Source organism: Brachybacterium sp. YJGR34 (genome assembly GCF_003347015.1).
GTDB lineage: Bacteria > Actinomycetota > Actinomycetes > Actinomycetales > Dermabacteraceae > Brachybacterium.
The window spans coordinates 1-20,891 of record NZ_PNFB01000015.1 but is presented as its reverse complement, the minus strand read 5'-3'; the positions used below and the strand labels follow the sequence as shown (position 1 = coordinate 20,891).

Below are 20,891 nucleotides of genomic sequence, written 5' to 3'. Positions count from 1 at the left end.
CCCCGGCGACGGCCCGTCCGTCTCACTCGTCCCAGGCGCCGGGATCGACGTCCTCGGGGGCGATGTTCAGCAGCGAGCCGATCTGCTCGGACAGCACCTGCCGCACCAGCGTCTCGAGGTCCTGCTCGCTCGCGCAGCGGGTCTGCAGCGGACGTCGGTAGAGGATCACCCGGGCGGGATGCTCGCGCGAGGGCGGGATGACCCGGCCCAACAGCACGGAGGCGTCCTCCCAGGGGGCCGGATCGGCGGGCGGCACCTCTTCGACGAGCACCTGCAGGTGCGCCAGACGGCGGGGGAAGCGCTCGGCGAGGGCCGCGCCCGCATCGGTCACCAGGTCGTCGAAGCGCTCGCGGCGCGTGCGGTAGCCCGGCAGGTGCGGAGGGATCAGGTCGAAGCGCCGCCCCCGTCCGCGCCGGTCCCGGCGACGGGGCTCCGGGCGGGGGCCCGGCGACGCGGCGCGGAGCGGCTCGACATCCATGGACGCACCTTACCGGGAGCGGGACCGTCGTGGCGCGCGCCTCGTCGGAGGCGGGGCGCGCCGCCGACGGGCCGTCGGCGGACCTGCGTACACTGCAGGAGTGCCTGCTCGAGAATGCTCCCGGACTGCCTGCGCACAGCCGGCCGTCAGCTCGTTGACCTTCGTGTACGAGGACTCGACGGCGGTGCTGGGACCGCTGTCGCGCCTCAGCGAGCCCCACGCCTATGACCTCTGCCGCGAGCACGCCTCGCGCATGACCGCCCCGCGCGGCTGGGAGCTGCTCCGCGTGGCCGGCGGCGAGGAGGCCACCGACGATCTGCTCGCGCTCGCCGATGCCGTCCGCCGGCGGGACGGCCAGGACGCCCCCGCGCCCGCTGCGGCGCGGAGCGAACGCTCCACCGTCCGCGCCGGCGCGGACCCGGCGCCGGCCCGCCACCTGCAGGTGGTGCGGAGCACGGATGACTGAGAGCTCCGCCGCACTGCCCGGGCCCCGCATCCATGACCTGCGCGGGATCGTCAAGCTCAACGATGTGCGCGGCGTCGCCGGCACGGAGCTCACCGTCGAGGTGGCGCGGGCGATCGGCGCCGCCTTCGCCGACCACCTCGAGGACCCCGAGATCGTCGTCGCCCACGACATGCGCCTCAGCTCGCCCGAGCTGGCGGCCGCGGTCATCGAGGGCGCGGTGCGCCGCGGCGCGATCGTCGCCGACGCCTCCCTCGCTTCCACCGACCAGCTGTACTGCGCCTCCGGGCTGCACCGGGCGGCCGGGGCGATGGTCACCGCCTCCCACAACCCCGCCGAGGACAACGGCCTCAAGCTGTGCCTGCCCGGCGCCCGCCCGATCAGCCGGGAGACCGGGCTCGAGGAGATCCGCCGCGGCGCGGAGGCCTATCTCGCCGCCGGGGAGATCCCCCGCCACGGTGAGGGACGCGCCGAGGGGATCGACACCCTGCCCGACTACGTCGCGACGCTCCGCTCCCTGGTCGAGATCCCCGCCTCGCGTCCCCTCCGGGTGGTGGTCGACGGCGCGAACGCGATGGCCGGGCTCACCGCGCCCGCGGTGCTCGGCGATCTGGCGGGGATCGAGCTCATCGGCCTGCACCTCGAGCTCGACGGCCGCTTCCCGCACCACCCGGCGGACCCGCTGGATCCCGAGAACCTCCGCGATCTGCGCGAGGCCGTCGCCCGGGAGGGCGCGGACCTGGGGCTGGCCTTCGACGGCGATGCGGATCGCTGCGTGGTGCTCGACGAGCGCGGCGCCGCCGTCCCGCCCTCGACGATCACCGCGCTGATCGCCCAGCGGGAGATCGCCCGCGCCCGGGCGGCCGGCGAGGAGCGTCCCGTCGTGGTCGCGAACCTCGTCTCCTCGCGCCACGTGGCCGAGGCGATCCTCGCCGCGGGCGGCGAAGCGGTCCGCACCCCCGTGGGGCATTCCCTCATCAAGCGGATCATGGCCGAGCGCGACGCCGTCTTCGGCGGCGAGCATTCCGCGCACTACTACTTCCGGGACTTCTTCTCCGCCGATTCCGGCATGCTGGCCGCCCTCCACGTGCTCGCGGCGCTGGCAGAGTCCGACGGCCCGGCCTCCGCCCTGGTCGCGGCACATGATCCCTATGCCGCCAGCGGGGAGATCAACACCCGCGTCCCCGATGCGCAGGCCGCTCGCGACCGGGTGCGCGAGCATCTGCGGTCGCTGCCGGGGGTGGAGATCGACGAGCTCGACGGCCTCACCGTCACCCACTGGGGCCCGGAGCTCCCGCCGGAGGAGCAGTGGTGGTTCTCCCTGCGCTCCTCGAACACCGAGCCGCTGCTGCGGCTGAACGTCGAGGCCGCCCAGGAGGCCACCATGGAACGTCGGCGTGACGAGATCCTCGCGATCCTCGAGGACGGCGAGGAGAGCGCCGCGGGCGGTCGTCCCGCCGGCGCCGCGGGTACCGCCACGGCCCCGGCTGCCCTGCCGGCGGGGGCGAGCGGTGCGGACGTGCCCGGCTGGGTGCGCTCGATCCTGCGCTGCCCGGACTGCGGAGGGGAGCTGCGGGACGTCGAGGCCGCGCTGCAGTGCACCGCCTGCTCCCGCGTGCACCCCGTCCAGGACGGCATCCCCGTGCTCATCGCCGGCCGCCACGAGGCGCCGGGCCCCCTCTGAGCGGGCGGCCGCCGCACGGGACGGCGGCCGGCCCCGCGATCACGCGGTGAACGGCACCGTGCGGACCTCGGCGGAGAGCTCGTGGGAGCGCGCCTGGGCGCGGCGCAGCCTCTGTTCGTCCCGGCGCGAGCGCTCGGCGAGGACCGCGGCGAGGAACTCCTCCGGGTCCGTGCCCGGCGGCGGCGCCGGGCTGACATGGGGCAGGGTGCGGTGCAGCAGGTCCCGCGAGAGCTGCCGCCGCGACTCGGGATTGATCGTCGTCGCGCGCGGCAGGAACGAGCGGATGTCCTGCATCAGCGTCAGCGGGAGCCGGCCCACGTCCGCGGATCCCGCCCAGGAGCGCAGCGAGGCGGGCACCTCCGCGCGGCGCGGCTCGAGATCGCGCATCCGCTCCTGGATCACCATGGTGCCGGCCAGCAGATCGCCCACCCGGCGCGACCTGCGGTCGATCACCGAGCAGGTCAGGGCGATCGCCCCGGAGGTGGCCCAGATCTCCAGCATCGCCATGACCGCGCGGAGCAGGCTCTGGCGCAGGTGCACCGGGCCGCCGTCGTCCCGCACCACGCGCGTGCCCATCACCAGGCGCCCCACGGAGCGTCCCTTGAGCAGCAGCTCGCACAGCACCGGATAGCCGACGTAGGCCAGCACCGACATCGACACGATGCCCGCGGCGATCAGGCCGTCGTCGGCACCGGAGCGTGCCGCGATCCAGGCCATCGCGATGCTCCCGCCGATGAGGATCGACAGCTGCAGCACCCCGTCGAGGGCGGCGGAGACCATGCGCACCGCGAAGGAGGCGGTGCGCAGGTCCAGCAGCACGGCATCGCCCGTGATCAGCGCATCGCGACCGGCAGGGTCGGAGACCTGCGCGGCGGCACCCGGTGTCGTCATGGGGCCATCCTGACAGCCGCGCCGGATCACGGTCAGCGTCGAGCGTCGGCTTCCGACGCCCGGGCCTCCGACTTTCGTCGGCTCTGCGCAGCGGGGCACGGACCTACGCTGGTCAGGTGGACACCGACGCCTTCATCGCCGTGCACCGGCCGCAGTGGGACCGTCTCCAGGAGCTGACCCGGAGGCGGTCCCTCGACGCGGCCGAGATCGACGAGCTGCTGGCTCTCTACCAGGAGACCGCCACCCACCTGTCCACGGTGCGCTCGACCAACCCCGATCCGGCGCTGACCGCCCGGCTCTCCCTGCTGGTGCACCGGGCGCGCCTGCGCATCACCGGCGACCGCACCCCGCTGTGGAAGCACGCCCGCACCTTCTTCTGGGAGGACCTGCCGGCCGCTCTGTACGAGGCACGATGGGCGGTCGCGCTCGCGGCGGGCCTGTTCCTCCTGGTCACCGTCGTCACCGGCTTCTACTTCGGGATGGACTCCACCGCGCGCTCCCTCGTCCTGCCCGAGGCGCAGCAGCGAGCGCTCGCCCAGCGCGATTTCGTCGCCTACTACTTCCAGGGAGAGGCCTCGGGGTTCGCCGCCCAGGTGTGGACGAACAACGCCTGGATCACCGTCCAGGCCGTCGTCTTCGGCGTCACCGGCATCTGGCCGGTGATCATGCTGGTGCAGAACGGGCTGAACATCGGGTTGTCCGCGGGGGTGATGGGCGCCTACGGCGGGCTGGACACCTTCTTCGTGTACCTGCTGCCGCACGGCCTGCTCGAGATGACCGCGGTCCTGGTGGGCGCCGGCGCCGGGCTGCGCACCTTCTGGGCCTGGGTCCGGCCGGGACCCGTGCCGCGTCTCTGGGCGCTCTCCCGGGCAGCGCGCTCCCTGGTCACGGTCGCGATCGGCCTGGTGCCGGTGCTGCTGGTCTCCGGCTTCCTGGAGGCCTTCGTGACGCCCAGTGCGCTCCCGCCGGCGGTGCGCGTGGGCCTGGGGGTCCTCGCCTGGGCGGCCTTCCTGGTCTTCATGCTGGGCCGAGGTCGGCAGGTCCACCGTGCCGGCATCACCGGCGACCTCGCCGAGGACCTGGTCGGCGCGCGGGTCGCGACCGCGGGATGAGCGAGCTGCAGGGCCCGCGGCGCTCCGGCGGTGCCCGGCCGGGAGGCCACCGGGGACCCGCAGCGGCGAGCGGACAGCGGCTCAGAATGCCCAGAAAGGTGCGTATCCGAACCATCTGACGACCGGATCTGGTGCGAGAGCGCACCTTTCTCTGCGCCGGGCGGGTCGGGCCGCGCCTGGCCGGGCCGCGCTGCGCCGCGCTGTGCCCGAGCTACAGCCGGCCGGCGGCCTTCAGGGCGAGGTAGGCGTCGGCGAGCGCCTGCGGGGCCCGGTCCGGCGGGGCGTCGACGACGTGGGCGCCGACCCGCTCGAGCGCATGGGCGACACCGGAGCGCTCGGCCCGCGCCTGCTCGGCCGCGGCCGCCCGGTACACCGCCTCCAGCTCGCCGCGGCCGGCGGCGAGCTCCTCGAGGGCGGGATCGGCGACGGAGGCGAGCACCAGCGGATGGTCCTTCGCCAGGCGCGCGGCGACCGGCAGCAGACCGCTGTGCACCGCCGCGGCCTCGACCGGAGTGAGCAGCACCACCAGGGAGCCGCGTCGGGCCCGCGCCGCGATCGTGCTCGCGGCCAGCTCCCAGTCGGTCTCCACGAGCGCCGGGTCCACCGCCGCCGTCGCGGTCACCATGTCGTGGAGCACCGTGGTGCGGGTGGATCCCAGCACCGAGACGTGGGGGATGCGGTCCACGCAGAGGAGGTCGACGCGGTCGCCGGCCTGCCCCGCGAGGGCCGTGAGCAGCAGGGCGGCGTCGAAGGCGGCGTCCAGCCGGGTCGAGTCGCCGAGTCGACCGGCCGAGGTGCGGGAGGTGTCCACGACGATCAGCACGTGCCGGTCCCGCTCGGGACGCCAGGTGCGCACCACCACCGACCGACGGCGGGCGGTCGCGCGCCAGTCGATCGAGCGCACGTCGTCGCCGTCCACGAAGTCGCGCAGGGAGTCGAACTCGGTGCCCTGCCCGCGCTGGTGGATCGCCGCGAGCCCCTCGATCTCCCGCAGCCGCTGCACCCGGGAGGGGAGGTGGCGGCGGGAGCCGAAGGGGTGCAGGGCCAGCATCTCGCCGGGCGCGTCGGCCCGGGCGGTGCGCCGGGCCAGGCCGAGCCGACCGCGCGAGGCGACCAGCACGGCCCGGGACCGGTGCCGGCCGCGGCGGGTGGGGGTGAACTCCTGGCCGATCGCGCGCCGTTCGTGGGCGGGCACCTGCACGGCGCTGCGCTGGGAGGCCAGCCCGGCCGTCGGGTTCCAGGCGTCGCGGACCTCGAGGGAGGCGGAGCGGGAGCCGGGGTTGGTCAGGAGCAGCCGTCCGCTGACCGTGCTGCCCAGACGCACCTGGGTGGGCGACTCCCGTCGCACGCGGATCCGTCGCGGGTCCACGGCGAGCAGGGCATCGGCGAGGACCACGAGCGCCCAGAGCGCGACCAGGATCAGCAGCACCCACCACAGCGGCCACAGCACGATCACGGGCAGCGCGAGCAGCGCGACCAGGGCCGCGCGGGGCGTCAGCGAGATCCTCATGGACGCCGGCCTCAGCGGGGGACCGGGACGGAGGCGAGGGTCGCGGCGAGCACGGACTCGACCTGCGTGCCCTCGAGCTCCGCCTCGGTGGTCAGCCGCACGCGGTGCGAGAGGGTCGAGGGGGCCATCGTCTTGACGTCGTCGGGGGTGATGAAGTCCCGGCCCGCGAGATAGGCCCAGGCGCGGGAGGTGCGCAGCAGGGCGATCGCGCCGCGGGGGGAGACGCCCAGGGCGAGGCTCGGGGAGCGGCGCGTGGCGCGGCACACGTCCACGATGTACTGGACCACCGGGTCCTCGGCCAGCACCCGGGAGACGTCCTCCTGGGCGCGGTGCAGGGAGGGGATGTCCGCCACCGCGCGCAGCCCCATGGCCGTCAGATCCGTGGTGTCGAAGCCACCGGCGTGGCGCCGCAGCACGTCGACCTCCACCTCCCGCTCGGGCAGCGGCATCACGGCCTTGAGCAGGAAGCGGTCCAGCTGCGCCTCGGGCAGGGTGTAGGTGCCGTCGAACTCGATGGGGTTCTGGGTGGCGATGACGAGGAAGGGATCGGGCAGCGGTCGGCTCGCGCCGTCGACGGTCACCTGCCGTTCCTCCATCGCCTCGAGCAGTGCCGACTGCGTCTTCGGCGGCGTGCGGTTGATCTCGTCCGCCAGCAGCAGGTTGGTGAACACCGGGCCCTCGCGGAAGACGAGGTCGCTGGTGGTGTTGTCGTAGATGAGGGAGCCGGTGATGTCGCCGGGCATCATGTCGGGCGTGAACTGCACGCGCCGCATCCGCACGTCCAGGGCCGCGGCCAGGGAGCGCACCAGGAGGGTCTTGGCGACGCCGGGGACGCCCTCGAGCAGGACGTGCCCGCGGCACAGGAGCGCCACGACCAGGCTGGTCACGGCCGCGTCCTGGCCCACCACGCCCTTGTGGATCTCGGCGGCGAGACGCTGCAGCGAGGCGCGGGTGTCCGGATCGACATCGACGCCGCCTCCCGACGGGGCCGGAGCGGCAGGGGGGACGGGGCCGGCGGGGCCCGGGGCGGGGTCGGTCATCGGTCGATCTCCTTCTCGAGACGGTCGAGGTCGTGCGCGAGGCGCACGAGGTCCTGGTCGCTGGTGACGGGGGTGGGGCCCAGCAGCGCGCGCAGCTGCTCGGGCGAGTGGTCCACGTGCTCGGCGAGCGCTGCCACCAGGCCGTCCAGGGACCGCTCGTGGCGCAGCCCGAGCGCATCCGCGAGCCGGGTCGCGGCGGCGGAGCGCAGGGCGGTGGCGGCGGCGTCGCGATCGCCGGCGCGCTGGAGCAGCCGGGCACGCCCCAGCGCGATCTCCTGGGGGCGGACGGTCACCGGCAGCGGCTCCAGCACCACCGGGCCGAAGCGCCGACCCAGCGCCAGCAGGGCGATCCCGGCGACCAGCATCAGCCAGAGCCCCAGGGGCGCGGCCCAGTCGGGCAGGTAGGTGACGATGCTCTGCGGGGCGGTGCCCATCGGATCGGTGGCGGAGGGCACGTACCAGGCGAGCTCGCCGCCGCCGCCCAGCGCATTGAGCACCAGCGCGGAGTTGTCCGCCGCTCCGACGCCGTCGTTGGTCAGCAGGTCCGCGCTGCCCAGCACCAGCAGGCCGTCGTCCTCGGCCACGAGCGAGCCGCCGTCGACGGTGAAGCAGCCGTCGGCGCCCTCGACGGGCCGGTACAGGACCGAGCGCCCGTGCAGTCCCTCCTCACCGGGCACCGCGAGCGCGCGGGCGCCGTGGGCGAGATCGCCGCAGCCGGGGGAGGCCTCGAGCGTGGTGGCCTCGTCCAGCGTCGCGCCGGGTGTCAGGCGGGAGGAGAAGTAGGAGAGGGTGACGAAGTCGGGCTGGACCAGGACCAGGCGTCCCGAGCCCTCGGCCTCGTGCGCCGCGACCAGCGCGTCGAGCTGCTCGCCCTGCAGCACCGTGGGATCGGTGACCAGGACGGTGCGCCCCTCGCGCAGCGACTGGGCGGCATCGGCGGTGTGGCGCTGCACCTGGACGTCCACCCCGAGGTCCTCGAGCACCTGGACCACGGCCTTCGAGCCCTGCCCGGTGGGAGCGCCGGGTTCGAGCGGGCCGTCCTGGTAGAAGCTGCGGAACACCGAGACGACGACCGTGGCGAGCATCGCGAGCACGACCAGGACGGTCAGCCAGTGCCGCCGGCGCCGGGGCGCCGGAGCCGGCGTCGGCGCCGATCCCGGCACCTGCGCCGAAGGAGCGAGGGCGGCGCTCACCCGCCGACCCCCGTCGGGGCCGCGTCACGGGGGTGCAGGGGATCCTCGGCGCCCGCGTCCGCGGTCGTCCCGAGGCCGGTGAGGTCCGGGGCGGAGTCCGCGATGTACTCGGCGAGGCGGAGGAGGTCATCAGCCTGCTTGGCGGTGGCGGTGCGGTGGGAGTACGCGGCGGTGTCGAAGGCGTCGGCACCGCGCTCGAGGCGACCGCGCAGCTCCGGATAGGGTCGGGCGGCGCGGTCGGCGGCCTCGTGCGCGGTCATGCCGGCGGTGACGTCGAGCAGGGTGCGCTCCTCGAGGTCCCGCACCAGGGCGCGCAGCGCCAGCACGATCCCGTCGTCGGTGCGCCCGGCGGAGACGGCCTCACCGGCGGACGCCCGCAGCTCCGCGCCGCTGAGCACCGGCTGCGCGTCGAGCTCGGCGGCGACGGCGAGGGTGTGGCCGCGGCGGATCAACCCGGTGCGGCGCAGCACCAGCACGGCGGCGACCACGAGCACGACCCCCATCGCCACGGCGATGCCCGCCTGGGCGGCGGAGGAGCCGTCGATCCCGTCGACGATCTCCAGCAGCCAGCTCTCGATGGTCCCCAGCAGCCAGTCGATGAATCCGGGGGAGTCGTCGTACTCGGCCTTCGAGAGCTCCTCATGGATCCGACGTCGTGCCTCGTCCGGATCCACGGGCGGCGGGCCGGCGGGTCTCACGGCGCGCCCTCGGGGGCCCAGGACTCCCGGGCGCGGCGGGTCAGCTCGACGTCCCAGGCCTCATGGCGCATGCGCGCGTCCGCGTAGAGCGCCACGTAGCCCGCGGAGAGGAAGGGGGCCAGCAGGAAGGTCGCGAGGTAGCCGCCGGCCATGATGAGGACGGTCATCACCACCATGCCCAGCACGAGCGCCTGCCCTCCGGTGGCCAGCAGGATCGCGAGGTAGAGGACGAAGGCGACCGTGCCCAGGACGCCGGAGACGATCTGCACGGCGAACATGTACAGCACGTAGAGCAGGACGGCGGAGCCGAACAGCCGCCAGAGACGCCCCCCGCGGCTCAGCGCGAGGGAGCGGCGGAGGGAGGCCACGACCCCGACCTCCTCGATGACCAGCACCGGCACGGCGAGAATCGTGCGCGCCCAGACGTACAGGATCGCCAGCACGCCCAGCCCCACACCCACCACGATCGGGATGATCGTCAGGGCGGACGCCTCCTGCACGATCAGCAGCGGCAGCGTGCCGAGGCCGGCGGCCAGAACGAAGGCGAGGGTGCCCGCGACGCTGATGACGAGGCTCACCCCGATGGCGGGGAGGCCGCGGCGCCGCATCGTCGCCCACATCTGGTCGGTGGAGACCGTCTCGCCCGTGGCCTCGCCGATCGAGACCTTCGTCAGCGCCACCGTCACCAGGGCGGCCGAGAGGATCGAGACGACCATGGTGACCACCCAGCTGACGGCCGTGAGCACGCCGTCGCCGACGGTGGTGAAGGCGCTGGACTCCGCGGTCGGATCCTCCATCGCGGCGCGGATGTCCCCCACCATCGGCACCATCCCGGCTCCGGTGGAGAGGGTCAGCAGGACGAAGGCGATCCCGTAGACGATCGCGGAGACCGAGAGCACCGACCGGGCCCGCAGGCGGTAGATGCGCACCGCTGCGCCGAGCACCTCGCCGAGTCCCAGCGGGCGCAGCGGGAACAGCGGCAGGGACTGCACCAGCTCGCGGCGGGGGCCGCGCGGCGGCTCACCGGGACCGGGGGTCGGCCCGGGCCCGGCCGGGGGCGCGATCCCCGCGCCGTCGTCGGCGACCTGCTCGGCTCCGGACGGTGCTGCGGTCCCGGTCGTCCCCGGTGCGGTCCACCCCGTGCTCATGGATCCTCCTGCTGGTCGTGAGGTCGGCGGCGGGACGCTCCCCGGTCGGGCCGGGAGGCGAGGGAGCCCGTCGCGCACCTCGTGCCGTTCTGATGGAGTCGACACTACGGAGTCCCCGGCCCGCCCCTGATCCGACGAACGTCGATGACCGCGCGTCTTCCGGACGGTCCCGGCCGACGGCGACGGACGGAGGACACCGCCGGAGAGGACCTCCGCGCCGCGCCCTCGGGGGCGATGGCACAATGACCCCCATGACGACGCCTTCACGGATTCTCGTGGTCGACGACGACCAGGCCATCGCCGAGATGGTCGGCATCGTCCTGCGCGGCAAGGGATACGAGGTCGCGACCTCCCCGGACGGCGCCTCGGCGCTCGAGACCTTCCCCCGTCTGCGTCCCGATCTGGTGCTGCTGGATCTCATGCTGCCGGGGATCGACGGCATCGAGGTGTGCCGCCGGCTCCGCAAGGAGTCGGGGGTGCCGATCATCATGCTGACCGCCCGCACCGACACGGCCGACGTGGTCGAGGGGCTGGAGGCCGGGGCCGACGACTATCTCACCAAGCCCTTCGAGCCCGATGAGCTGGTGGCGCGGATCAAGGCGAGGGTGCGCCGGGTGGAGGCGCCCACCACCGAGCAGCTGACCATCGGCGACCTGACCATCGACGTCGACGGGCACGAGGTGCGCCGCGGCGAGGAGCAGATCCCGCTGACCCCGCTGGAGTTCGACCTGCTCACCCAGCTCGCGCGCAAGCCCTGGCAGGTCTTCACCCGGGACGTGCTGCTGCGCGACGTGTGGGGCTACCGCCACAGCGCGGACACCCGCCTGGTCAACGTCCACGTCCAGCGACTGCGCTCGAAGATCGAGCACGACCCCGAGAACCCCAGCATCGTGGTGACGGTCCGCGGCGTCGGCTATCGCGCCGGGGGCGCGTCCTGAGCGCGTCGGATCCTCCGTGAGCGCACCGCCCCCGGACGCGCCGCCCGAGTCCGCCGAGGACCGGTCGGTGCGCGCGGTCGACCCGCGCAGCTGGCCCCTGGCGCTGCGCGTGGTGGTGGTGACGACGCTGCTGTCGATCCTCGCGATGCTCGCCGTCGGCGCCTACCTCTCCTCGGTGATCGCCGACGGCCTTTACGAGCAGCGCCGCGACCGGGTGCTCGAGGAGGCGCTCGAGGTGCGCGCGGACCTCACCGAGACCCTCACCCAGCTCTCCGGGTCCACCAGCACCCAGCAGCAGGACGCCATCAACGCCTTCGTCCAGACCTCCGGCGGGCAGGGCGGCGGCGATCGGCAGGAGGTGGCGCTGGTCCCGGTGGAGACCTCGGGCACCGTGTTCCCGGTGGCGTCCTCCGACCGGACCCTGTTCGACGAGGTCGACGACGAGTTCGCGGCGGCCGTTGCCGAGCAGCCCGATGCGATCTCGTGGCGCTCCATCGGTCGCGACGACGGCGAGGGGGCCGTCTCCCCGGCCCTCCTGGTGGGGACGCGCGTGATCGTCCCCGGGTCCGGCTCCTACGACCTGTACCTCGTGTACTCGCTGCAGGAGGAGCAGGAGACCCTCGCCTTCGTGCAGCGGGTCATCCTCGGCGGCGGCGGGGTGCTGCTGGCCCTGGTGGTCGGGATCGCGATTGTCGTCGCCCGCCTGGTGACCACGCCGTTGAAGCATGCGGCGCACGCCGCGGAGCGGATGGCGGCCGGTGACCTCACCAGCCGCGTCGAGGTCTCCGGGGCCGATGAGCTGGCCCTGGTGGGGGAGTCGTTCAACGACATGGCGCGGAGCCTGGAGCAGAAGGTCGACGATCTCACCGAGCTCTCCCGGGTCCAGCAGCGCTTCGTCGCCGATGTCTCCCACGAGCTGCGCACGCCCCTGACCACCATCGCCATGGCCTCCTCGGTGCTGGACACGCGGCGCGAGGACCTGCCGGTGGACCTGCAGCGCACCGTCGAGCTGCTCGATGCCCAGGTGGAGCGCTTCGAGGTGCTGCTGGCGGACCTGCTGGAGATCTCCCGCTTCGACGCGGGGGCCGTGGAGCTCGAGGCGCACCGCGAGGACCTCGACGCGCTGGTGACCCGCGCGGTCGAGGACGTCCGGCCGCTCGCCGGTGCCCGCGGCTGCGTCCTGGACGTGCGCCTGTCCGGCGTGGGCATGCATGCCGTGGTCGATGCGCGGCGCGTGGACCGGATTCTGAGGAACCTGCTGACCAACGCGATCGAGCACGGCGCCGGCCATCCCGTGATGGTCCGGACCGGCTCGGACGAGGAGGCGGTCGCGGTCGTGGTCCAGGACCACGGGCGGGGCATCTCGCCCGAGGACGCCTCCAGGGTCTTCGACCGCTTCTGGCGGGCGGACCCCTCCCGAGCGCGGACCATCGGCGGCACCGGACTGGGCCTGTCGATCTCCGTCGAGGATGCGCGTCTCCACCATGGCTGGCTGCAGGCCTGGGGCCAGGAGGGCGAGGGCGCGGTGTTCCGGGTGACCCTGCCCCGCCGGCCCGGAGCGGAGCTGGTCCGCTCGCCGCTGCGGCTCGAGCGCTCCTTCGACCGTCAGGAGGCCGACGCCGACGTCGCCCCGACCACGACCGGCGAGATCCCCGTCGGTCCGGACCAGCTCCCCGATCTCGAGGATCCGACCACCGAGGGGGACCACCGATGATGCCTGCACGCCGCCAGGTGCTGCGCGCCCTCGGCGTCGGCGCTCTGCTGGGGCTGGGCGCCGCCTGCGCGCGCATCCCCACCGATTCCCCGATCGACACCCGCGCCCTCGGTGCGCAGGCGCAACCCGGCGCCCCCTATGTGCGCGCCCTCCCGCCCCCGGACGATGCCACCGCCGAGGAGGTCGTCTCCGGGTTCGTCCAGGCCGGCGTGGGCTCCGAGGACGATTTCGCCGTCGCCCGCGCCTATCTCACCGAGGACATGAGCCGACGGTGGGACCCGGAGGCCGGGATCACCGTGTACTCCAGCACCCAGGAGCTCGAGATCGAGCAGGTCGGGGAGAACCGACTGGCGCTGATCGTGCAGGCCGTCGCCACGGTCGACGGGGAGGGGACACGCTCGCTGATGGCCGGACCGGTCATGCGCGAGATCCAGGTGTCCATCGAGCAGGTCGAGGACCAGTGGCGGATCAGCGGGGTGCCCGACGGCATCTTCCTCTCGGAGGCGGCCTTCGACACCCTCTACACGCCGGCGCGCCTGTACTTCCTCGACACGCGGGACCTGCACCTGGTGCCGGACCCGCGCTGGTTCCCGCTGCGCCGCGGCGGAACCCCGGTGCTCGAGGCCCTGGTCTCGGGGCCCGCCACGTACCTCGCGGACGCCGTGCGCAGCCAGGTGCCCGCCAGCTCGGTCGTCGCCTCCGCCGCGATCACCACCACGGCGGACGGCGCCACGCAGGTCGAGGTGCCCGCGGCCGTCGACCAGCTCGACCCCGCCGCGCGGGAGCGGGCGCTCGCGCAGCTGGAGGCCTCTCTGCGCTCCCTGCCCTCCCTCTCGGGGGTGACCCTGGTCAGCGACGGCGTGGAGGTGGTCCTCGACGAGGACTCCCGCGTCGATCGCCCGCTGCCGGGGCACCGTCCGATCGCCGCCGGCCCCACCGGCGTGATCTCGCTCGCCGATCCCACCACGCAGGAGGGCGCGCAGCTGGTTCCGGCGCTCGCCGAGCGCGAGGTCTCCTCCCCGGTGATCGCGCAGAGCGGGGTGCTGGCGGCGGCACGGAACCCCGAGGGGTCCGCGGTGCTGCTCGCCTCGACCGACGGCTCGGTGCCGCTGCGCGAGGCGGTCGCGGGCGGTGCCTTCGTGGCACCGCGCCTCGACGACGCGGGGTACGTGTGGACCTCGACCGCCGCCAGCGCCGGGGTGCTGCTGGCGCTGTCCGGCGCCGGCGCGGACCGCGACGCCCGGGTCGACGCCCCGTGGCTGGCGGGCCGGGAGGTGCGCGCGCTGGACGTCTCGGCCGACGCGACCCGCCTGATCGTGCTGACGGCGGACGACGGCGGCACCCGCCTGGACCTCTGCGCCGTGATCCGCGACGCCGAGGGGGTCCCCTCGGCGCTCACCGAGCCGGTGCCCGTGCGCACCTTCCTCACCGACGTCACCCAGGCCACCTGGTACGACGAGGTCGCCGTGGTGGTGCTGGGCCGGGACGCCTCGGGGGAGCGGCGGGCCCAGATCGTCGACTTCTCGTCCGGACGGGAGCTGCTGCCTGCTCTGCCCACCGGCACGGACCGCATCGCCGGCTCCGTCGTGGCCGGGACGGTCTGGGCGGGCACCAGGGGCGGCGAGCTGCTGCGGGGCGACGGCGAGGAGTGGACCTCCTCGGAGATCACGGGTCGGGATCCGTCCTTCTACTGAGCCGCCCTCGGCGGTGGCACGGTCGGGTCCGTGCGGGACAGCACGGCATCGGCTGCGACGTTCCTCCCCAGGCGCCGGTCGTCCACCATCGAGCGTGCGCCCTCGACGCGCCGGGGTGTCCGGGCTGGGATCGGTGCATGGAGGAGACTCGCCGCTCGCTGCGGTCCCGCGTCCGGGAGGTGGTCGCGGAGACCGGCTCCCTGGTGGTGCCCCGACGCTGTCCCTGCGGCGAGGAGGGCAGCTGGCTGTGCGCCCGCTGCGCCGTCGCGCTCGCGGCGCCCGCGCGCCGGGTCGAGGCCGGCTGCGACGCTCTGCAGCTGCTCAGCGGGGCCCGGATCCGGGAGGAGCGCCACGGGGCGACGGTGCTGCCGGCCGGGGTGGACCACACCCCGCTGCTGCCCGTCCTGGCCCTGGGGGAGTACGGAGGTGCGCTGCAGGAGCTGGTGCTGGCCTGGAAGAACGCCGGACAGCTCCACCTGGGCGGACGGATCGCCGAGGCGCTCGCGCCCGCCGTGACCACCCTGGCCGCCTCCGGGGGCGTCCGGCGCCCCGAGCTGGTGCCCGTCCCCTCGCGGCGCGGCGCACGGATCCGCCGGGGAGAGGACCACGTCGCCGAGCTGGTGCGCTCGCTGGCGAGGACCGGCTGCGGGCGTCCGCTGCTGCTGCGCGCCGTCCCGACCACCGCCCAGGAGGGGCGCGGCGCCCGTCAGCGGCGAGGACGCCGCATCCGCGTCACCGGTGCGGCCGCCCGGCGCGCCGGTGCGAGGGCGGCGCCGGTCGTCGTCGTCGACGACGTCGTCACCACGGGGGCCACCCTGCGGGGGATGCACGAGGCGCTCACGGCGCAGGGGATGCGGGTGCTGGGCGCCGTGGTGGTCGCCGCCTCCCGCCTTCCCGGGCACGATGACCTCGCGCGATGGTGAACGCACGGAGGAGAGTGGACGACGGCCAGGAAACGTCGAGCGAAACGTGGCATGCTTGTGCCACTCGCCACACACCGGCGAGACCCTCTTCCTCAGGAGGTGCGTCACCCAGCCGAAGAGCCATCGCGGCCGGGCTCCGAGCGGCCGCACCCGGATAGGAGGAGCATTCACTCATGGAGATCAACGTCGTCGGACGTCACATGGACGTCCCGGACCGTTTCCGTCGTCATCTGGCCGACAAGCTCGACAAGGTCACCCAGCTCGCCCCCGCGGCCCTCCGCGTGGACGTCGAGATCTCGCAGGAGAAGAACCCCAGGCAGTCCGAGCTCAGCGACCGTGTCGAGCTCACCGTGCACGAGAACGGCGCCGTGATCCGGTCCGAGGCGCGCGCCGATGACCTCTACGGCGCGCTGGACATCGCCTACGGGAAGCTGCTCGAACGCCTCCGCCGCGCCCGCGACCGGCGGAAGGACCACCGGCGCGGCCGCGACCGCGCCCACCAGAACACCGGCGCGAGCCTGCGGACCATGCCCGCGGACGACGAGCTGCCGGCCGCCCTGCAGGACCCCGTGCCGACGCCGACCGCCGAGCCCGAGGAGGCTCCGACCACCGTCGAGACCGACCTGGCCGAGGTCGGATCGCCCGTGGTGATCCGTGAGAAGAAGCATCCGGCGACGCCGATGAGCGTCGACGACGCGCTCTACCGGATGGAGCTCGTCGGCCATGACTTCTTCCTCTTCCTCGACGCCGAGTCCGGCAACCCGAAGGTGGTCTACCGCCGCAAGGGATGGAACTACGGACTGATCGAGCTCGACGGCGAGCTGACGGCATCCTGACCTCCACCGACGACGGACGGGCGGGAGGCGCGCTGCGGCGCCCTCCCGCCCTCCTTCGCGTGCAGGGCCCCGCCGGAGACCGCAGGAGTATGCAGTGACCGAGACCCTCACCTGGACCCAGGCGCGCCGCATCGCGCTGCGCGCCCAGGGCATGGGCTCCGTCCGCCGCGACGAGATGCCCGATGGGACCGCCAGTCGGCGTGCGCTGGCCCGCACCCTGGAGCGCACCCACCTGCTGCAGATCGACTCGGTGAGCGTCTTCGCCCGTGCCCACCACCTGCCGGTCTACACCCGCACCGGCATTTGGGACCCGGCGGCGCTGGACCGCGCCTCCCGGCCGGGACGCGGTCGGCTGGTCCACGAGACTCTCGCCCATGAGGCGGCCTTCGCGACCTCCGAGGTCCACGATCTGCTCGGGTTCCGCCGTCGCGCGGCGGCGCGCGAGGGCTGGAGCGCGGTGAAGGAGGCGGCCGAGTCCTCCCCGGAGCTCATCGGACGGATCCTGGAGGTGCTCGCCGAGCGCGGACCGGCGAGCGCCGCCGAGGTCTCGCGCCACCTGGGGGACACCGAGCGCGGCGAGGGCTGGGGCTGGCGCCGCACCGAGAGCCAGTGGACCGTCGAGTACCTGTTCCGCGCCGGGGCGCTGGAGTGCGTGGGGCGCAGCGCCCAGTTCGAGCGTCTCTACATCCCCTCCGCGCCGACCGCGGAGGTGCTCGACCGGGCCGCCGCGACCGTCGCAGCGGCCGACGGGACCACCGCGCGGAAGCAGGAGGAGATCCGCGGCCTCACCTCCCGGGCGGCCCGCGCCCTCGGCATCGCCGACCCGGCGTCGCTGGCCGACTACTTCCGTCTCCGCCGCGCCGAGGTGCGACCGGCGATCGAGGACATGCTGGCCGAGGGCGAGCTGGAGGAGGTGGAGATGACGCACCCGGCCGGGACGCGCCGTCTGCTGCGGCACCGGGACGCGCCGCGGCCGGCCCCGCTGCGCACCGCCGCGCTGGTCAGCCCCTTCGACCCGATCGCCTTCCATCGCCCGCGGCTCCGGCAGCTGTTCGACGTGGACTACCGGATCGGGATCTACACCCCGGCCGAGCGGCGCACCACCGGGTACTACTCCCTGCTCTTCCTGCTCGGGGACGTCTTCCCCGCCCGGGTGGACCTGCGGGCCGACCGCCGCCGTGGGGTGCTCGAGGTGCGCGGCGCCTACCGCGAGGAGCTGCCGCACCTGCCCCGCCGCCGACGCCCCGAGGACGGGCCGGTCGCCGCCGCGCTCGCCGAGGAGCTGGAGCGCGCGGCGCGCTGGCAGGGGCTGCAGGGCGTGGAGGTCGCCACCGGAGCCGGCACCGGGGCGCTCTCCGCTGCCCTCGCGGAGGCCCGGAGAGCCGCCGCATGAACGGGGAGCAGGACCCTCATGGCGACGCGGCACCACGGCGCGGCGGGTGAGGATCGGCGCACCGGGACACCTCTCAGGACGGTGACGCTTACGATGGGTGAGGCAACTGCCGTCCGGGAGGACGGTCCGGACACCTACGGGAGCACGAGTGGTCAACCTCTTCGACAAGATCCTGCGCGCCGGCGAAGGCCGCGAAGTGCGCCGGCTCGAAGCTATCGCCCGGCAAGTGGGCGAGGCGGAGGAGGTCTTCTCCGACCTCACCGACGAGGAGCTGCGCGCCGAGAGCGAGCACTTCGCCGAACGGCTCGAGGACGGCGAGACCCTCGACGACATCATGGTCGAGGCCTTCGCCGCGGTCCGCGAGGCCGCGCACCGCACCCTCGGCCAGCGCCCCTACGACGTGCAGATCATGGGCGGCGCCGCCCTGCATCGCGGCCGCATCGCGGAGATGAAGACCGGTGAGGGCAAGACGCTGGTCGCCACCCTCCCCGCCTATCTCAACGCGCTCTCGGGCAAGGGCGTCCACGTGGTCACCGTCAACGACTACCTGGCCGGCTACCAGAGCGACCTCATGGGACGTGTCTTCCGCGCCCTGGGCATGACCACCGGCGTCATCAAGTCCGGGATGACTCCGGCGGAGCGCCGCGAGCAGTACGGCGCGGACATCACCTACGGCACGAACAACGAGTTCGGCTTCGACTACCTGCGCGACAACATGGCGCTCTCGCCCGAGGAGCGGGTCCAGCGCGGGCACAGCTTCGCGATCGTCGACGAGGTGGACTCGATCCTCATCGACGAGGCCCGCACCCCGCTGATCATCTCCGGCCCCGGGTCGGGGGAGGCCAACAAGTGGTTCAGCGAGTTCGCGAAGGTCGTGAAGCTGCTGCGCCGTGATCGCGACTACGAGGTCGACGAGAAGAAGCGCACCGTGGGCGTGCTCGAGTCCGGGATCGACAAGGTCGAGGACCATCTGGGCATCGAGAACCTGTACGAGTCGCTGAACACCCCGCTGATCGGCTTCCTCAACAACGCCATCAAGGCCAAGGAGCTGTTCAAGCGGGACAAGGACTACGTGGTCCTCAACGGCGAGGTGATGATCGTCGACGAGCACACCGGCCGCATCCTGGCCGGTCGCCGCTACAACGAGGGGATGCACCAGGCCATCGAGGCCAAGGAGGGGGTGAAGATCAAGGCGGAGAACCAGACGCTCGCCACGATCACCCTCCAGAACTACTTCAAGCAGTACGAGAAGCTCTCGGGCATGACCGGCACCGCGGAGACCGAGGCCGCCGAGTTCATGAACACCTACAAGCTCGGGGTGGTGCCGATCCCGACGCACCGGCCGATGCAGCGCGCGGACGAGCCCGACCGCATCTACCGCACCGAGAAGGCCAAGTTCGATGCGGTGGTCGAGGACATCGTCGAGCGCCACGAGAAGGGCCAGCCCGTGCTCGTGGGCACCACCAGCGTCGAGAAGTCCGAGTACCTCGCGAAGCTGCTGAACGCCCAGGGCGTCGCCCACGAGGTCCTCAACGCCAAGAACCACGCCGGCGAGGCGGCGATCGTCGCGATGGCCGGCGCCAAGGGCGCGGTCACCGTGGCCACCAACATGGCCGGCCGCGGCACGGACATCATGCTGGGCGGCAACGTCGAGTTCATGGCCCATGCCGAGCTCGAGAAGCGCGGACTGGACGCCGAGGAGGACCGGGAGGCCTACGAGGCGGCCTGGGACGAGGAGCTCGAGCGTGCCAAGGACGCCGTGGCCGAGCAGCACGACGAGGTGGTGGAGCTGGGCGGCCTGTACGTGCTGGGCACCGAGCGCCACGAGTCGCGGCGCATCGACAACCAGCTGCGCGGCCGCTCCGGGCGCCAGGGCGACCCGGGCGAGTCCCGCTTCTACCTCTCGCTGCAGGACGACCTGATGCGCCTGTTCAACTCCGGGGCGGCCGAGTCGCTGCTGGCCCGGGGCGGGGTCGACGAGTCGGTCCCGCTGACCGGCCGGATGGTCTCCGGAGCGATCCAGCGGGCGCAGAACTCCATCGAGTCCCGCAACGCCGAGATCCGCAAGAACGTCCTGAAGTACGACGACGTCCTCACCAAGCAGCGCCGGAAGTTCTACGACGAGCGCTCGCGGATCCTCGAGGGCGAGGATCTCGACGAGCATGTCGAGCGCTTCATCGAGGAGGTCATCGGCGGCACCGTCGACGCCCACACCCGGGGCAAGCCCGCGGAGGACATCGACTTCGACGAGCTCTGGGGCGCCCTGCGACCGGCCTATCCGGTCTCCCTCACCAAGGAGGACATCCTCGAGGAGGTCGGCGGCAAGGAGAACCTCGAGGCGGCGCTGCTCAAGGAGGAGATCCTGGCCGATGCCCGCATCGCGTACGAGACGCGGCGGGAGGAGCTCGGCGAGGAGGCTCTGCACCAGCTGCAGCGACGCGTGCTGCTGTCGGTGATGGACCGCCGCTGGCGCGAGCACCTCTACGAGATGGACTACCTCAAGGAGGGCATCGGGCTGCGAGCCATGGCCCAGCGTGATCCGCTCATCGAGTACGAGCGCGAGGGCCACCTCATGTTCAACGACATGATGGCCGGCATCAAGGAGGACGTGGTCGGCTACGTCTACCACCTCGAGGTGCAGGTCGAGAAGACCGAGTCCGTGGTGCCCCAGGCCGTCAGCGATCTCCTGCGCGGCGCGTCGGCGGCGGGCAGGCTCGCGGCGGCCACGGCGGCGGCGACCTCCGGGGCGACGGCGACGGACCAGCAGTCCTCCGGGGCGGAGGCCGAGCCGACCGGGGACACCGAGAAGGACCCGGCGGCGTCCGACGCGGCGGCCGAGGCCGAGGAGCAGGACGACGACGCGGACGAGCGTGCCGAGGCTCTCGCCGAGGAGAAGCGCGTGGTGCTGCATGCGAAGGGCCTCGACGACGGCCCCGCCGAGGGGCAACTGCGGTACACCTCGGCCGAGGGCAGCGGCGTGCAGGACACCTCGACCCTCTCGCGGGCGCAGCGCCGCCGGCAGGCACGCCGGGCGGCCTCCGGGGCGCCCGAGGGCGCAGCGACCGCCGAGACGGAGCAGGACAAGCCCGAGGGCGCTCCGCAGGGCGCAGGGTCGAACCGGGCGCAGCGGCGCGCGAGGAGCCGGCGCCGCTGACGGAGGCGCCGGCCCCCGGCCG

Annotated in this window: 17 protein-coding genes; 10 read left to right on the top strand and 7 right to left on the bottom strand. The window is 73.7% G+C overall.

The features are described 5' to 3' along the window. Positions 1-22: 22 nt before the first annotated feature. Positions 23-478 (bottom strand): metallopeptidase family protein, encoded by a 456-nt coding sequence (locus CXH06_RS12720; RefSeq protein ID WP_114855576.1) that lies wholly within the window; start codon positions 476-478, stop codon positions 23-25. Positions 479-578: 100 nt separating this feature from the next. On the opposite strand from CXH06_RS12720, the gene CXH06_RS12715 reads away from it, so the two are divergent. Further along, complete coding sequence (locus CXH06_RS12715; RefSeq protein ID WP_232820346.1) at positions 579-944, top strand: DUF3499 domain-containing protein; 366 nt, start codon at positions 579-581, stop codon at positions 942-944. After that, positions 937-2,625, top strand: a complete 1,689-nt coding sequence (locus tag CXH06_RS12710) for a Trm112 family protein (protein ID WP_114855574.1) — start codon at positions 937-939, stop codon at positions 2,623-2,625. The genes CXH06_RS12715 and CXH06_RS12710 overlap by 8 nt, the downstream gene beginning before the upstream one ends. A gap of 39 nt (positions 2,626-2,664) precedes the next feature. Here CXH06_RS12710 and CXH06_RS12705 read toward each other — a convergent pair whose 3' ends face one another. After that, positions 2,665-3,516 (bottom strand): RDD family protein, encoded by an 852-nt coding sequence (locus CXH06_RS12705; protein WP_114855573.1) that lies wholly within the window; start codon positions 3,514-3,516, stop codon positions 2,665-2,667. Between the two features lie 116 nt (positions 3,517-3,632). On the opposite strand from CXH06_RS12705, the gene CXH06_RS12700 reads away from it, so the two are divergent. After that, entirely contained in the window at positions 3,633-4,628 is a 996-nt protein-coding gene (locus tag CXH06_RS12700; protein WP_114855572.1) for a stage II sporulation protein M, read from the top strand. A 211-nt stretch (positions 4,629-4,839) separates the two neighbouring features. On the opposite strand, the gene CXH06_RS12695 is transcribed toward CXH06_RS12700, so the two are convergent. The 5 genes from CXH06_RS12695 to CXH06_RS12675 are packed head-to-tail and all read right to left on the bottom strand — an operon-like array spanning position 4,840 to position 10,217. Next, positions 4,840-6,138 carry a DUF58 domain-containing protein gene (locus tag CXH06_RS12695; protein ID WP_114855571.1) on the bottom strand — a complete coding sequence of 433 codons (1,299 nt, stop codon included), beginning with the start codon at positions 6,136-6,138 and terminating at the stop codon, positions 4,840-4,842. An 11-nt stretch (positions 6,139-6,149) separates the two neighbouring features. Continuing rightward, a complete protein-coding gene (locus CXH06_RS12690) occupies positions 6,150-7,178 on the bottom strand; it encodes a MoxR family ATPase (RefSeq protein ID WP_114855570.1) in 1,029 nt (342 codons plus the stop codon). Beyond that, positions 7,175-8,371, bottom strand: coding sequence for a DUF4350 domain-containing protein (locus CXH06_RS12685; RefSeq protein WP_114855569.1), 1,197 nt, complete (start codon positions 8,369-8,371; stop codon positions 7,175-7,177). The genes CXH06_RS12690 and CXH06_RS12685 overlap by 4 nt, the downstream gene beginning before the upstream one ends. After that, positions 8,368-9,069 (bottom strand): DUF4129 domain-containing protein, encoded by a 702-nt coding sequence (locus CXH06_RS12680; RefSeq protein WP_114855568.1) that lies wholly within the window; start codon positions 9,067-9,069, stop codon positions 8,368-8,370. The genes CXH06_RS12685 and CXH06_RS12680 overlap by 4 nt, the downstream gene beginning before the upstream one ends. Beyond that, positions 9,066-10,217, bottom strand: a complete 1,152-nt coding sequence (locus CXH06_RS12675) for a glycerophosphoryl diester phosphodiesterase membrane domain-containing protein (RefSeq protein ID WP_114855567.1) — start codon at positions 10,215-10,217, stop codon at positions 9,066-9,068. Before CXH06_RS12675 ends, CXH06_RS12680 begins: the two co-directional genes overlap by 4 nt. Before the next feature lie 242 nt (positions 10,218-10,459). On the opposite strand from CXH06_RS12675, the gene mtrA reads away from it, so the two are divergent. From mtrA to secA, 7 genes are all read left to right on the top strand, one after another. After that, complete coding sequence (gene mtrA, locus CXH06_RS12670) at positions 10,460-11,155, top strand: MtrAB system response regulator MtrA (protein ID WP_114855566.1); 696 nt, start codon at positions 10,460-10,462, stop codon at positions 11,153-11,155. A 16-nt stretch (positions 11,156-11,171) separates the two neighbouring features. Further along, positions 11,172-12,869: an MtrAB system histidine kinase MtrB gene (mtrB, locus tag CXH06_RS12665; RefSeq protein ID WP_114855565.1), complete on the top strand. Its 1,698-nt coding sequence runs from the start codon at positions 11,172-11,174 to the stop codon at positions 12,867-12,869. Continuing rightward, positions 12,866-14,563, top strand: coding sequence for a GerMN domain-containing protein (locus tag CXH06_RS12660; RefSeq protein ID WP_114855564.1), 1,698 nt, complete (start codon positions 12,866-12,868; stop codon positions 14,561-14,563). Before mtrB ends, CXH06_RS12660 begins: the two co-directional genes overlap by 4 nt. A gap of 137 nt (positions 14,564-14,700) precedes the next feature. After that, positions 14,701-15,486 (top strand): ComF family protein, encoded by a 786-nt coding sequence (locus tag CXH06_RS12655; RefSeq protein WP_114855563.1) that lies wholly within the window; start codon positions 14,701-14,703, stop codon positions 15,484-15,486. Between the two features lie 173 nt (positions 15,487-15,659). After that, positions 15,660-16,322, top strand: a complete 663-nt coding sequence (gene hpf / locus CXH06_RS12650; RefSeq protein WP_114855562.1) for a ribosome hibernation-promoting factor, HPF/YfiA family — start codon at positions 15,660-15,662, stop codon at positions 16,320-16,322. A gap of 94 nt (positions 16,323-16,416) precedes the next feature. After that, entirely contained in the window at positions 16,417-17,715 is a 1,299-nt protein-coding gene (locus CXH06_RS12645) for a winged helix-turn-helix domain-containing protein (protein WP_114855561.1), read from the top strand. A gap of 148 nt (positions 17,716-17,863) precedes the next feature. After that, positions 17,864-20,869: a preprotein translocase subunit SecA gene (secA, locus tag CXH06_RS12640; RefSeq protein WP_114855560.1), complete on the top strand. Its 3,006-nt coding sequence runs from the start codon at positions 17,864-17,866 to the stop codon at positions 20,867-20,869. Positions 20,870-20,891 lie beyond the last annotated feature (22 nt).

Bases quoted from the DNA above. Each gene is read 5' to 3' on its own strand.
- CXH06_RS12675 (WP_114855567.1), bottom strand. From the start codon at position 10,217: ATGAGCACGGGGTGGACCGCACCGGGGACGACCGGGACCGCAGCACCG.
- CXH06_RS12690 (WP_114855570.1), bottom strand. From the start codon at position 7,178: ATGACCGACCCCGCCCCGGGCCCCGCCGGCCCCGTCCCCCCTGCCGCT.
- CXH06_RS12655 (WP_114855563.1), top strand. From the start codon at position 14,701: ATGGAGGAGACTCGCCGCTCGCTGCGGTCCCGCGTCCGGGAGGTGGTC.
- CXH06_RS12695 (WP_114855571.1), bottom strand. From the start codon at position 6,138: ATGAGGATCTCGCTGACGCCCCGCGCGGCCCTGGTCGCGCTGCTCGCG.
- CXH06_RS12660 (WP_114855564.1), top strand. From the start codon at position 12,866: ATGATGCCTGCACGCCGCCAGGTGCTGCGCGCCCTCGGCGTCGGCGCT.
- CXH06_RS12705 (WP_114855573.1), bottom strand. From the start codon at position 3,516: ATGACGACACCGGGTGCCGCCGCGCAGGTCTCCGACCCTGCCGGTCGC.
- CXH06_RS12710 (WP_114855574.1), top strand. From the start codon at position 937: ATGACTGAGAGCTCCGCCGCACTGCCCGGGCCCCGCATCCATGACCTG.
- CXH06_RS12720 (WP_114855576.1), bottom strand. From the start codon at position 478: ATGGATGTCGAGCCGCTCCGCGCCGCGTCGCCGGGCCCCCGCCCGGAG.
- mtrA (WP_114855566.1), top strand. From the start codon at position 10,460: ATGACCCCCATGACGACGCCTTCACGGATTCTCGTGGTCGACGACGAC.
- hpf (WP_114855562.1), top strand. From the start codon at position 15,660: ATGGAGATCAACGTCGTCGGACGTCACATGGACGTCCCGGACCGTTTC.